The sequence below is a fragment of the Streptomyces sp. NPDC060002 genome, assembly GCF_042737245.1.
GTDB lineage: Bacteria > Actinomycetota > Actinomycetes > Streptomycetales > Streptomycetaceae > Streptomyces.
In genome coordinates, this window is sequence record NZ_JBHWUW010000105.1 from 1 (window position 1) to 12958 (window position 12958).

Sequence of the window (12958 nt, forward strand, 5' to 3'; positions counted from 1 at the left end):
CAGGGTCAACACCACGCACCCCGGCCGTCGCCGTTCGATCTACCCGTCGGTAGCATCCTGGCCATGGCAGACACCAAGCAGGTCGACGAGAGCGCCGACGCCAAGCAGGCCGCGAAGGCCGAGCGCAAGGCGGCCCGGCTCGCCAAGCAGATCAACGCCTTCGCCAAGCAGCACGGCGGGGCCGAGGGCCAGATCGCGTACATCGGCGAGCGCGGCGCCCGTATCGTCCTCGTCGGCGAGGACGGCGGCTGGGGCGACCTGGTGGCCCCCTCGGTCGCCGTCGCCGGGCTGGCCGTCGCGAAGGCCGGCATCACCGTCCACGAGACCTTCGACGGCGAGTTCGCGGCGAAGGTGAAGACGGGCCCCTACGAGTGGACGCGGATGGCCGGGATCCAGGTCGGCGGACCGAAGAACGGCTGAGCAGCAACAACCTGACACCCCGGTCACCCGTTAGGACCCGTAGGAACCACGTGGTCCAGCTCCCCGGGAGTCCGGATGATCGAAACGCCGTCCTTGGTGGACCAGTACTGCCACGGCGTCCTGAGAACGGAGCTGGGCCTCGGCACCTTCGAGGCCCAGCTGGCCCGCACCGAGGGCCCGCCGGCCCCGGGCACGACACTGTTCGACACCCAGACGGGGTTCGCGGTACGCCGCTGGTGCCCCCCGCTCCTCGGTCTGGAACCGCACGCGCCGCCCGCCCGCTATCTCGCCCGGCGTCGTGAACTCGGCGTACTGGAAGCGGGCCGCCGGCTGCTGCGCGGCAGCGGCATCACGACCTACCTGGTCGACACCGGCCTGCCCGGCGACCTCACGGGACCGGGCGAGCTCGCCTCGGCCGGCGCCGCCGAGGCACGGGAGATCGTGCGCCTGGAACCCCTCGCCGAACAGGTCGCCGACACCTCCGGCACCGTCGAGTCCTTCCTCGCCAACCTCGCCGAGTCGGTCCACGGGGCCGCCGCGAACGCCGTGGCCTTCACCTCCGTCGCGGGCGTCCGGCACGGCCTCGCCCTCGCGCCCGAGCCGCCCGGGCCGGGTGAGGTGCGGGGCGCGGCGGGCCGCTGGCTGGCGGGCCGCAGGGTCGGCGGCGAGCTCACCGACCCGGTGCTGCTGCGGCACCTGCTGTGGATCGCCGTCGCCTCGGGGCTGCCGCTTCAGCTGCACGCGGGACTCGGCGAGCCGGGGGCGCGCGTCGACCGCACGGATCCGGTGCTGCTGACGGACTTCGTGCGGGCCACGGCCGGCCTCGGCACCGACCTCGTCCTGCTGCACGGCTACCCCTACCACCGGCACGCCGCCCACCTCGCGGGCGTCTTCCCGCACGTGTACGCCGACTCCGGCGCCGCGCTCGTGCGGACCGGCGCGCGAGCCGCGACGATCCTCGCGGAGATCCTGGAGCTGGCCCCCTTCGGCAAGATCCTCTTCTCCAGCGGGGCCGGGGGGCTGCCCGAACTGCACGTGGTCGGGGCGCGGCTGTTCCGCGAGGCACTGGCGCGGGTGCTCGGCAGCTGGGTCGTGGAGGGCGCGTGGTCGGCGGGGGACGCGCAACGGGTGGCCGGACTGATCTCGGCGGGCAACGCACGCCGGGTGTACGGGCTCGGCTGAGGTGGACAGACTGGGCGCATGACGAGCCGCACGGAAGCCTTACTGGACCGTTTCCTCGCCGGACTCCCGGACCTGGACCCCGTCGCCCTGTGGGCCCACGGCTCACTCGCCGGGGGCGACTACCAGGAGGGCCGCAGCGACCTGGACCTGATCGCGGTCCTGGCGGGGCCCGTCACACCGAGCGCCGTGTGGCAACTGGGCCGGCTGCACGCCCGTCTGCGGAACGAGCCGCTCGCCCCGCTGCTGCACTGCACCTATCTCACGCCCGGCCGGGCGGCCGATCCGGAGCGGCGGCACCTCACCTGGGCGCACAGTCATCTGTTCCGGCGGACGGTCACCCCGGTGACCCGGCGCGAACTGCTCGACTTCGGGCGGGTGCTGTACGGGAAACCGCCCGGCGCGCTGCTGCCGGCCGTGCCGGACCGCGCACTCGGCGACTTCGTCGTCCGCGACCAGCGGGACTTCTGGCGGCCCGCCGTCGACAAGGCCCCTCTGTGGCGTCAGAACGTCTGGGTCGACCTGGGGCTCCTGACCTTCGCGCGGGCGACGGTGACCGTGCGGGACGGCCGGCTGATCTCCAAGCGCCGGGCCCTCGACGAACTGTCGGCGCTGGGGGCGCCGTCGGAGGTCGTGGCGGACATCGCGCGCCGCCGCTACGACGAGGGGGCCGGGCCGGCCGACCCGGGGTGGCCGACCCGCCGGGCCGAGCTGACCCGGAACTACCTGGGGCCGGCGATCGACGGGCTGGTCGCCTCGTACGGGTGACTCACGCGCGCGTGGCGACCGTCGCCTCGGCCGCCGGGCCCGGCAGCTCGATCGTCGTCCCGGGGCGCTCGCGCAGCGCCAGCAGCACGCGCAGCACCGCGATCCACACCAGGCAGGAGCCGAACATGTGCAGCCCGACCAGGGCTTCGGGAAGGTCCGTGAAGTACTGGACGTAGCCGATGACACCCTGCCCGAGCAGCACCAGGAACAGGTCCCGGGTACGGTCCAGCGGGTTCTTCGGCGCGTCCACCGCCCTGAGGATGAACCACAGGGCGAAGGTCAGCGTCACCACGATCCAGGCGAGCACGGCGTGCAGCTTGGCGACCGTCTCCCAGTCCAGCGGCATCCGCTCGACCTCGCTGGAGTCACCGGCGTGCGGGCCCGCGCCGGTCACCACCGTGCCGACGGCGATCAGCAGCGTCGAGGCGAGGACCAGGAACCACACCAGCTGCTGCACGGGCTTGCCGACCAGCTGCCGGGGTTCCCCGTCGCCCTCCCGGGCGCGCTGCCACATCACCGCGGCGACCGCGAGCAGCGCGGTGGCGGCCAGGAAGTGCGCCGCGACCGTGTAGGGGTTGAGGCCGACGAGCACCACGATCCCGCCGAGCACGGCGTTGCTCATCACCAGCCAGAACTGCGCCCAGCCCAGCCGGGTCAGGCTCCGCCGGTACGGCTTCTCGGAGCGTGCGGCGATGATCGCCCAGCCGACGGCCGCGCACAGTACGTACGTCAGCATGCGGTTGCCGAACTCGATGGCGCCGTGGAAGCCCATCGCGCCGGTCGCGGTGAGCGAGTCGTCGGTGCACTTGGGCCAGGTCGGGCAGCCCAGGCCCGAGCCGGTGAGCCGTACGGCACCGCCGGTGACCACGATGACCACCGACATCACGAGCGGGTACAGGGCCGCCCGCTGAACCGTCCGGCGGGTGGGGGTCCAGCGTTCGGCGATGAAGGCGAGCGGGTTGCGCACGGCGGCTACGGCGTCGGCACGGGTCACGTTTGGCACGCGTCCCATCGTAGGCGTCCGCTTGTGCACGCGTTCACGAGGGTCCCCGGATCCGCGCGTCCGGCTACTCCCAGCGGAAGAACCGGCCGGCCGCCGCGAGCCCCGCGACCGCCCACACCGCCAGGATCCCCAGGTCGCCCCAGGGCATGCCCGCGCCGTGCTGGAGCACGTCCCGCAGACCGTCCGAGAGGGCCGAGACCGGCAGCAGACCGAGCACGTCCTGGGCGCCGGACGGGAACTTGTCGAGCGGGACGATCACCCCGCCGCCCACCAGCAGCAGCAGGAAGACCAGGTTGGCCGCGGCCAGCGTCGCCTCCGCCTTGAGGGTGCCCGCCATCAGCAGGCCGAGGCCCGAGAAGGCGGCCGTGCCAAGGACCAGGAGGAGCAGGACGGCCGCGGGGTTGCCGTGCGGGTTCCAGCCGAGGGCGAAGGCGATCGCCGTCAGGAGGATCACCTGGAGGATCTCCGTGACCAGCACCGACAGCGTCTTCGCCGCCATCAGGCCCCAGCGGGGGAGGGGGGAGGAGGCGAGCCGCTTCAGCACCCCGTAACGGCGTTCGAAGCCGGTCGCGATGGCCTGGCCGGTGAAGGCCGTCGACACCACGGCGAGCGCGAGGATGCCGGGCGTGAGGAAGTCCACCGCCTCGCCCGCGCCGGTGTCGATGATGTCCACCGTGCTGAACAGCACCAGCAGCAGGGTGGGGATCACGACGGTGAGCAGCAGCTGCTCACCGTTGCGCAGGAGCATCTTCGTCTCCAGCGCCGCCTGGGTCCCGATCATGCGGCGCAGCGGGGCCGCTCCGGGCCGGGGGGTGTAGGTACCCGTGGCGGTCATCGGCGCAGCTCCTTGCCGGTGAGTTCCAGGCTGTGTCCACCCGGGGGACGACCCCCGGACCCCCAGCAGGTCCGTGTGCGAGCCGGGATCATCAGCGCAGCTCCTTGCCGGTGAGTTCCAGGAAGACGTCCTCGAGGGTGTGCCGTTCGACCGAGATCCGGTCGGGCATCACCCCGTGCTGCGCGCACCACGAGGTGACCGTCGCCAGCAGCTGCGGGTCGACCTTGCCCATCACCCGGTAGGAGCCCGGGGTCAGCTCGTCGGCCGAGCTGTCGGCGGGCAGGGCCTTGAGCAGGGAGGCCACGTCGAGGCCGGGCCGGCCGGTGAAGCGCAGGGTGTTCTCGGCGCCGCCGCGGCACAGCTCCTCGGGGGAGCCCTGGGCGATGACCCGGCCCGCGTCGATGATCGCGACGTCGTCGGCGAGCTGTTCGGCCTCGTCCATGTAGTGGGTGGTCAGGATGACGGAGACGCCGTCCGCGCGCAGATCCCGTACGAGTTCCCAGGTGGCGCGGCGGGCCTGTGGGTCCAGGCCGGCCGTCGGCTCGTCCAGGAACACCAGCTCCGGGCGGCCGACGACGGCCATCGCCAGCGCGAGCCGCTGCTGCTGGCCGCCGGAGAGGCGGCGGTACGTCGTCCGGCCGCAGGAGCCGAGGCCGAGGCGCTCGACGAGGTCGTCGACGTCCAGCGGGTGGGCGTGCAGCCCGGCCACGTGCCGGAGCATCTCGTCGGCCCGGGCCCCGGAGTACACGCCCCCCGACTGGAGCATCACGCCGATCCGGGGCCGCAGGTCCGAGGCCTGTCTCTGCGGGTCGAGGCCGAGGACGCGTACCGTGCCGGCGTCCGGCCTGCGGTATCCCTCGCAGGTCTCGACGGTGGTCGTCTTGCCGGCGCCGTTGGGTCCGAGGACGGCGGTGACGCCCGCCCGGGCCGTCAGGTCGAGGCCGTCCACCGCGGTCTTGGCGCCGTACCGCTTCACCAGGGCCTCGACCCGGACGACAGGCTCACTTCGCATGGCTCAAGAGTCTAGGTTCGCGGGTGAGGGCTCGGCCCGGGGGGTGCGGGAACCGGCCGGACGCGAGGGCGGCGGGGGCGGGCGGATTCAGAGTTCCTCCTCGCGGGACCGGTGCAGCGGCAGCCACCGCTGCGCGTAGGCGACGGCGTCCGCGACCGGAAACAGCCGTACGTCGGCCGCCCCGACGGCGCCCCGTACGACGTCACGGTCGCGCTCGAAGTCATGGCCCAGCTCGTCGAAGCGGTCGGAGTCGATCGACACCTCGGTCACGACCTCCCACGTCCCGTCGGACCCGGGCCGGCCCACCTCGACGAGCGGGGCCGGGATCCGGTATTCGGCCAGGTGGAAGCTGGTGCAGGTGTGGTAACCGGCGCCGAGGAGCAGGACCCGCGCCCCCGCCTTCTCCAGCCGTGCCAGCGGGCTGTGCTCGCCGAGCCGGCAGTCGGGGGCGTGCCCCTCGACCAGTTCCGCGGCCCGCGCCCCGAGCGCCGCGAACGAGGTCTGCGGGTGGGCGCTGCGCAGGGCGCCGGGCCAGGTGCGGACCGTCTCGGGGATCACGCCCACGCCCAGTGCGGGAGTGACGAGGGGGTCGTATGCGGGCATGGTCGCCCGGATCCGCTCCCACCAGTCCGCGGGGACCGGTGGGTTGCTCCACAGGGCCGGGTCGGACAGGTCGCCGGACTGGGTGGGGACCACGAGCGTGCCGTCCGGGCCGACCGCGTCGAGCAGTCCCCGCACGACCGCGACGGCGCCTCCGCAGACCCAGCCGAGCGAACTGAGCGAGGAGTGCACGAGAAGGATTTCTCCGGGTTCGACACCCAGCGCGCGAAGCTCCGCGGCGAGGGTGTCGCGAGTGACAAGTGGGCCGGTGGGAGGGGGTGTGGGCATGGTCCGGCAGTGTCCTGGAAGGGGGCTCCGGAGACCAGTGGTTTTATCGCACCGACCCCCTCGCCTGATCGATCAGAGATCGTTTCCGCAGGTCAGATTAGGTATGCCTAAGTGACGCAGGGCACCGCCCGCCGGTCGGGGCGCGGGTTGCCTGCCTCTGATGAATTACGCAACAATGGCGTTGTGAAATACGTTGGCGAGGCTCGGGAGACCCCCACGGGGACCCCCCAGGAGGAGATCGCGACCGGTGAGCGCTCGACGCGCAACCGGGTCGCGCGGTCCATCCTGGACCACGGGCCGTCGACCGTCGCCGAGCTGGCCGGCCGGCTGGGCCTCACCCAGGCCGCCGTCCGCCGCCACCTCGACGCGCTCGTCGCCGACGACGTCGTGGCGGCCCGCGAGCAGCGGGTGTACGGAGCGCGGACACGCGGGCGCCCCGCCAAGGCCTTCGCTCTCACCGACTGCGGCCGCGACGCCTTCGACCAGTCCTACGACACGCTCGCCGCGGACGCCCTGCGCTGGATCCAGGAGCGCTTCGGCGGGGACGAGGCCGTCGTCGCCTTCGCCCGCGCCCGGATCGCCGAACAGGCCTCCGGGTACCGCCAGGCGATCGAGGCGGCCGCCCCGGAAGAGCGGACCGAAGCCCTGGCCAAGGCCCTGAGCGCGGACGGGTACGCTGCTACGGCGCGCAGCGCACCGGTCGGCGAGCAGCTGTGCCAGCACCACTGCCCCGTCGCCCATGTCGCCGAGAAGTTCCCGCAGCTCTGCGAGGCGGAGACCGAGATCTTCTCCCAGCTGCTCGGGACGCACGTCCAGCGACTGGCGACCATCGCCCACGGCGACGGCGTCTGCACGACGTTCATCCCCAAAGTTTCCACAGCCACTCACCACGCATCTGCAAGCACGGCCGGGAGGAACCCCGCATGACTCTCCCCACGGAGACTGCCCACCCCGAACTCGAGGGCCTGGGTAAGTACGAATACGGCTGGGCCGACTCCGACACGGCCGGCGCCTCTGCGAAGCGCGGCATCAACGAGGACGTCGTCCGGGACATCTCGGCCAAGAAGTCCGAGCCGGAGTGGATGACGAAGCTGCGCCTCAAGGGTCTGCGGCTCTTCGGCAAGAAGCCCATGCCCAACTGGGGCTCGGACCTCTCGGGCATCGACTTCGACAACATCAAGTACTTCGTGCGTTCCACGGAGAAGCAGGCGGAGTCCTGGGAGGACCTGCCCGAGGACATCAAGAACACGTACGACAGGCTCGGTATCCCGGAGGCGGAGAAGCAGCGCCTCGTCGCCGGTGTCGCGGCCCAGTACGAGTCCGAGGTCGTCTACCACCAGATCCGTGAGGACCTGGAGGAGCAGGGCGTCATCTTCCTGGACACCGACACCGCTCTCAAGCAGCACCCGGAGCTCTTCAAGGAGTACTTCGGCACGGTCATCCCGGTCGGCGACAACAAGTTCGCGTCGCTGAACACCGCGGTGTGGTCCGGCGGCTCCTTCATCTACGTGCCGAAGGGCGTGCACGTCGAGATCCCGCTCCAGGCCTACTTCCGTATCAACACGGAGAACATGGGCCAGTTCGAGCGGACCCTGATCATCGTCGACGAGGGCGCCTACGTGCACTACGTCGAGGGCTGTACGGCCCCGATCTACAAGTCGGACTCGCTGCACAGCGCCGTGGTCGAGATCATCGTCAAGAAGAACGCCCGCTGCCGCTACACGACCATCCAGAACTGGTCGAACAACGTCTACAACCTGGTCACCAAGCGCGCCGTGGCGTACGAGGGCGCGACCATGGAGTGGATCGACGGCAACATCGGCTCCAAGGTGACGATGAAGTACCCGGCCGTCTACCTGATGGGCGAGCACGCCAAGGGCGAGACCCTCTCCATCGCCTTCGCGGGCGAGGGCCAGCACCAGGACGCCGGCTCCAAGATGGTCCACATGGCGCCGAACACCTCGTCGAACATCGTGTCGAAGTCCGTGGCGCGCGGCGGCGGCCGTACGTCCTACCGCGGTCTCGTCGAGATCGGCGAGGGCGCCCACGGCTCCAAGTCCAACGTGCTGTGCGACGCGCTGCTCGTCGACACCATCTCCCGCTCCGACACGTACCCCTACGTGGACGTCCGCGAGGACGACGTGTCCATGGGCCACGAGGCCACCGTCTCCAAGGTCAGCGACGACCAGCTCTTCTACCTGATGAGCCGCGGTCTGACCGAGTTCGAGGCGATGGCGATGATCGTGCGCGGCTTCGTCGAGCCCATCGCGAAGGAGCTGCCCATGGAGTACGCCCTCGAGCTCAACCGGCTGATCGAGCTCCAGATGGAGGGCGCGGTCGGTTAAGCGACCGCCGTCCCCGTCAAGCCACTCACGCAAGAAAGCGAGCAGACCGACAGCCATGGCTGAGGCTCAGAACTCCCCCGCCCTCAACTCCGTTCGAGCGGGGGGACCCCTACCGGTGGGCAGCACGACCGCCGGCCAGATCGCGGTGGCCGCCGAGTCGACCGTCGCCACGCGCATGAGCGCGCCCGCGTCCTTCGACGTGGCGGACTTCCCGGTCCCGCACGGTCGCGAGGAGGAGTGGCGGTTCACGCCGCTGGAGCGGCTGCGCGGGCTGCACGACGGCACCGCCGTCGCGACCGGCGAGGGCGTGAAGATCGCCGTCGAGGCGCCCGAGGGCGTCACCGTCGAGCTCGTGGACCGCGACGACCCGCGCCTCGGGAAGGCGGGCACCCCGGTGGACCGGGTCGCCGCCCAGGCGTACTCCGCGTTCGAGAAGGCCGGCGTGGTCACCGTCCCCAAGGAGACGGTGCTCACCGAGCCGATCCGCATCGCGGTGCACGGCGAGGGCGGGGTCTCCTTCGGCCACCAGGTCATCGAGCTGGGCGCCTTCGCCGAGGCAGTCGTCGTCATCGAACACACCGGTGACGCCGTGATCGCCGCCAACCTCGACTACGTCCTCGGGGACGGCGCGAAGCTGACCGTCGTCTCCGTCCAGGACTGGGACGACAAGGCCGTGCACGTGGCCCAGCACAACGCGCTCGTCGGCCGCGACGCGACCTTCAAGTCGGTCGTGGTGACCTTCGGCGGCGACCTCGTCCGCCTCCACCCGCGCGTGGCGTACGCCGGCCCCGGCGCCGAGGCCGAGCTGTTCGGTCTGTACTTCACGGACGCCGGTCAGCACCAGGAGCACCGCCTCCTGGTCGACCACAACGTCCCGCACTGCAAGTCCAACGTCGTCTACAAGGGCGCCCTCCAGGGCGAGGGCGCGCACGCCGTGTGGATCGGTGACGTGCTCATCGAGGCCAAGGCCGAAGGCACCGACACCTACGAGATGAACCGCAACCTGGTCCTCACGGACGGCGCGCGGGTCGACTCGGTGCCGAACCTGGAGATCGAGACCGGCGAGATCGTCGGCGCCGGCCACGCCTCCGCCACCGGCCGCTTCGACGACGAGCAGCTCTTCTACCTGATGGCCCGCGGCATCCCGGCCGACGAGGCCCGTCGCCTGGTGGTCCGCGGCTTCTTCGCCGAACTGGTCCAGCAGATCGGTGTCGACGACATCGAGGAGCGCCTGCTCGCCAGGATCGAGACCGAGCTGGAGGCCACCGTCTGATGGCCTACGACCGTGCTCGATTCATTCGGGCCTGCGGACTGAGCGAGCTGAAGGAGGACACCCCCACACGGGTGGAACTCGACGGCACGCCGGTCTCGGTCGTCCGTACCGAGGGGGAGGTGTTCGCCATCCACGACATCTGCTCCCACGCGAACGTCTCGCTCTCCGAGGGCGAGGTGGAGGACTGTCAGATCGAGTGCTGGCTGCACGGCTCCAGCTTCGACCTCCGCACCGGCAAGCCGTCCGGCCTTCCCGCGACGCGCCCCGTCCCCGTATACCCCGTAAAGATCGAAGGGGACGACGTGCTCGTCTCCCTCACCCAGGAGTCCTGAGGCACCCATGGCAACGCTTGAAATCCGAGACCTGCACGTCACCGTCGAGGCCGACAACGCCACGAAGGAGATCCTCAAGGGCGTCGACCTCACCGTGAAGCAGGGCGAGACGCACGCCATCATGGGCCCCAACGGCTCCGGCAAGTCGACCCTCGCCTACTCGCTCGCGGGGCACCCGAAGTACACGATCACGAGCGGCACCGTGCTGCTCGACGGCGAAAACGTCCTCGAGATGTCCGTCGACGAGCGCGCCCGCGCGGGCCTCTTCCTCGCCATGCAGTACCCGGTCGAGGTCCCCGGCGTCTCCGTTTCGAACTTCCTGCGCACCTCCGCCACCGCCATCCGCGGCGAGGCCCCCAAGCTGCGCACCTGGGTGAAGGAGGTCAAGGAGGCCATGCAGCGCCTCAACATGGACACCTCCTTCGCCGAGCGCAACGTCAACGAGGGCTTCTCCGGCGGTGAGAAGAAGCGCCACGAGATCCTCCAGCTGGAGCTGCTCAGGCCGAAGGTCGCGATCCTCGACGAGACGGACTCCGGTCTGGACGTCGACGCCCTGCGCATCGTCTCCGAAGGCGTCAACCGCGTCCGCGAGACCGGTGAGGTCGGCACCCTGCTGATCACGCACTACACGCGCATCCTGCGCTACATCAAGCCGGACTTCGTCCACGTCTTCTCGGCCGGCCGCATCGTCGAGTCCGGTGGCGCCGAGCTCGCCGACAAGCTGGAGAACGAGGGCTACGAGGCATACACGAAGGGTGGCGTATCCGCGTGACGCAGTTGCCGGGCCTCCTCGACACCGAGGCGATCCGCAAGGACTTCCCCATCCTGGACCGACAGGTCCACGACGGCCTGAAGCTCGTGTACCTGGACAACGCGGCGACCTCGCAGAAGCCGCGCCAGGTACTGGACGCCCTGAACGAGTACTACGAGCGCTACAACGCCAACGTCCACCGCGGTGTGCATGTGCTCGCCGAGGAGGCCACGGCGCTGTACGAGGGCGCGCGCGACAAGGTCGCCGCGTTCATCAACGCGCCGAGCCGCGACGAGGTGATCTTCACCAAGAACGCCTCCGAGTCGCTCAACCTCGTGGCGAACATGCTCGGCTGGGCCGACGAGCCCTACCGGGTGGACTCCGAGACCGAGATCGTCATCACGGAGATGGAGCACCACTCCAACATCGTGCCGTGGCAGCTGCTGTCGCAGCGCACCGGCGCGAAGCTGAAGTGGTTCGGCCTGACCGACGACGGCCGGCTCGACCTGTCCAACATCGACGAGATCATCACCGAGAAGACGAAGATCGTCTCCTTCGTGCTGGTGTCGAACATCCTCGGCACCGTGAACCCGGTCGAGGCGATAGTGCGCCGCGCGCAGGAGGTCGGCGCGCTGGTGTGCATCGACGCCTCGCAGGCCGCGCCGCACATGCCGCTGGACGTGCAGGCCCTCCAGGCCGACTTCGTGGCCTTCACCGGCCACAAGATGTGCGGCCCGACCGGCATCGGCGTCCTGTGGGGCCGCCAGGAGCTGCTCGAGGACCTTCCCCCGTTCCTCGGCGGCGGCGAGATGATCGAGACGGTGTCGATGCACTCGTCGACCTACGCCCCGGCGCCCCACAAGTTCGAGGCGGGCACCCCGCCGATCGCGCAGGCGGTCGGTCTGGGCGCGGCCATCGACTACCTGTCCGCCATCGGCATGGACAAGATCCTCGCCCATGAGCACGCGATCACCGAGTACGCGGTGCGGCGCCTGACCGAGGTCCCCGACCTGCGGATCATCGGCCCGGCCACGGCCGAGGACCGGGGCGCGGCGATCTCCTTCACGCTCGGCGACATCCACCCGCACGACGTGGGCCAGGTGCTGGACGAACAGGGCATCGCGGTCCGGGTGGGTCACCACTGCGCCCGGCCCGTCTGCCTGCGCTACGGAATTCCCGCGACCACACGAGCGTCGTTCTATCTGTACTCCACCCCGGCCGAGATCGACGCTCTGGTCGACGGTCTGGAGCACGTACGGAACTTCTTCGGCTGAGGGGCGTGCTGAGACCGTGAAGCTGGACTCCATGTACCAGGAAGTCATCCTGGATCACTACAAGCACCCGCACGGGCGTGGCCTGCGCGACGGCGACGCCGAGGTGCACCATGTGAACCCGACCTGCGGTGACGAGATCACCCTCCGTGTGAAGTACGACGGCACGAAGATCGAGGACGTCAGTTACGAGGGCCAGGGCTGCTCCATCAGCCAGGCCAGCGCGTCCGTCCTGAACGACCTTCTGGTCGGCAAGGAATTGGCCGAGGCGCAGAAGATCCAGGAGGCCTTCCTGGAGCTGATGCAGTCCAAGGGCAGGATCGAGCCCGACGAGGCGATGGAGGAGGTGCTGGAGGACGCGATCGCGTTCGCCGGTGTCTCCAAGTACCCGGCCCGGGTCAAGTGCGCCCTCCTCAGCTGGATGGCGTGGAAGGACGCGACGGCCCAGGCCCTGGGCGGAGCCGACGCCGAAAGGAAGACGGCATGAGCGAGACCGTTGAGATGAAGCCGGCCTCCGAGGAGGAACTCCGCGAGGCGTTGTACGACGTCGTCGACCCCGAACTGGGCATCGACGTCGTCAACCTCGGGCTGATCTACGGCATCCACGTCGACGACGCGAACATCGCGACGATCGACATGACCCTGACCTCGGCGGCCTGTCCGTTGACGGACGTGATCGAGGACCAGGCGAAGTCCGCCACGGACGGCCTGGTCAACGAGCTGCGCATCAACTGGGTCTGGATGCCGCCGTGGGGCCCGGACAAGATCACGGACGACGGCCGCGAGCAGCTTCGCGCGCTGGGGTTCAACGTCTGAGATCCCGTCGGAGATCCCGTCAGGGATCCTCCCCCACACACGAGAGCGGCGGCACCCACCGGGTG

The 12958-nt window shown here is 70.4% G+C and carries 15 protein-coding genes; 11 read left to right on the top strand and 4 right to left on the bottom strand.

What is annotated here, in order from left to right:
• The first annotated feature begins 63 nt into the window (after window positions 1-63).
• The 3 genes from ACFWBD_RS40640 (at window position 64) to ACFWBD_RS40650 (ending at window position 2367) form a co-directional block, all read left to right on the top strand.
• Entirely contained in the window at window positions 64-420 is a 357-nt protein-coding gene (locus tag ACFWBD_RS40640) for a hypothetical protein (RefSeq protein ID WP_385678985.1), read from the top strand.
• Window positions 421-495: 75 nt separating this feature from the next.
• Entirely contained in the window at window positions 496-1602 is a 1107-nt protein-coding gene (locus ACFWBD_RS40645) for an amidohydrolase family protein (RefSeq protein WP_385678988.1), read from the top strand.
• Between the two features lie 18 nt (window positions 1603-1620).
• A complete protein-coding gene (locus ACFWBD_RS40650) occupies window positions 1621-2367 on the top strand; it encodes a nucleotidyltransferase (RefSeq protein WP_385678991.1) in 747 nt (248 codons plus the stop codon).
• 1 nt (window position 2368) lies between these two features.
• Here ACFWBD_RS40650 and ACFWBD_RS40655 read toward each other — a convergent pair whose 3' ends face one another.
• From ACFWBD_RS40655 to ACFWBD_RS40670, 4 genes are all read right to left on the bottom strand, one after another.
• Window positions 2369-3379 (bottom strand): heme A synthase, encoded by a 1011-nt coding sequence (locus tag ACFWBD_RS40655; RefSeq protein ID WP_385678994.1) that lies wholly within the window; start codon window positions 3377-3379, stop codon window positions 2369-2371.
• Between the two features lie 55 nt (window positions 3380-3434).
• Entirely contained in the window at window positions 3435-4205 is a 771-nt protein-coding gene (locus tag ACFWBD_RS40660; RefSeq protein ID WP_385678997.1) for an ABC transporter permease, read from the bottom strand.
• A gap of 91 nt (window positions 4206-4296) precedes the next feature.
• Window positions 4297-5217 (bottom strand): ABC transporter ATP-binding protein, encoded by a 921-nt coding sequence (locus ACFWBD_RS40665; protein ID WP_385679000.1) that lies wholly within the window; start codon window positions 5215-5217, stop codon window positions 4297-4299.
• An 87-nt stretch (window positions 5218-5304) separates the two neighbouring features.
• On the bottom strand, window positions 5305-6105 hold the full coding sequence (locus ACFWBD_RS40670; protein WP_385679003.1) for an aminoglycoside N(3)-acetyltransferase: 801 nt from the start codon (window positions 6103-6105) through the stop codon (window positions 5305-5307).
• Between the two features lie 183 nt (window positions 6106-6288).
• On the opposite strand from ACFWBD_RS40670, the gene ACFWBD_RS40675 reads away from it, so the two are divergent.
• The 8 genes from ACFWBD_RS40675 to ACFWBD_RS40710 are packed head-to-tail and all read left to right on the top strand — an operon-like array spanning window position 6289 to window position 12893.
• The gene (locus ACFWBD_RS40675) at window positions 6289-7032 is read left to right on the top strand and encodes a helix-turn-helix transcriptional regulator (RefSeq protein WP_385679006.1); all 744 of its coding nucleotides are present in this window, start codon (window positions 6289-6291) and stop codon (window positions 7030-7032) included.
• Window positions 7029-8450, top strand: a complete 1422-nt coding sequence (gene sufB, locus ACFWBD_RS40680) for a Fe-S cluster assembly protein SufB (protein WP_385679009.1) — start codon at window positions 7029-7031, stop codon at window positions 8448-8450. The genes ACFWBD_RS40675 and sufB overlap by 4 nt, the downstream gene beginning before the upstream one ends.
• A 55-nt stretch (window positions 8451-8505) precedes the next feature.
• Window positions 8506-9723, top strand: coding sequence for a Fe-S cluster assembly protein SufD (sufD, locus tag ACFWBD_RS40685; protein WP_385679012.1), 1218 nt, complete (start codon window positions 8506-8508; stop codon window positions 9721-9723).
• Entirely contained in the window at window positions 9723-10055 is a 333-nt protein-coding gene (locus tag ACFWBD_RS40690) for a non-heme iron oxygenase ferredoxin subunit (protein WP_385679015.1), read from the top strand. Before sufD ends, ACFWBD_RS40690 begins: the two co-directional genes overlap by 1 nt.
• Window positions 10056-10062: 7 nt before the next feature.
• Window positions 10063-10827 carry a Fe-S cluster assembly ATPase SufC gene (gene sufC / locus ACFWBD_RS40695; protein ID WP_385679018.1) on the top strand — a complete coding sequence of 255 codons (765 nt, stop codon included), beginning with the start codon at window positions 10063-10065 and terminating at the stop codon, window positions 10825-10827.
• A complete protein-coding gene (locus ACFWBD_RS40700) occupies window positions 10824-12080 on the top strand; it encodes a cysteine desulfurase (protein WP_351764468.1) in 1257 nt (418 codons plus the stop codon). Before sufC ends, ACFWBD_RS40700 begins: the two co-directional genes overlap by 4 nt.
• 16 nt (window positions 12081-12096) lie before the next feature.
• Window positions 12097-12564: a Fe-S cluster assembly sulfur transfer protein SufU gene (gene sufU / locus ACFWBD_RS40705; protein WP_351764469.1), complete on the top strand. Its 468-nt coding sequence runs from the start codon at window positions 12097-12099 to the stop codon at window positions 12562-12564.
• A complete protein-coding gene (locus ACFWBD_RS40710; protein ID WP_030677253.1) occupies window positions 12561-12893 on the top strand; it encodes a metal-sulfur cluster assembly factor in 333 nt (110 codons plus the stop codon). Before sufU ends, ACFWBD_RS40710 begins: the two co-directional genes overlap by 4 nt.
• Window positions 12894-12958: the final 65 nt, after the last annotated feature.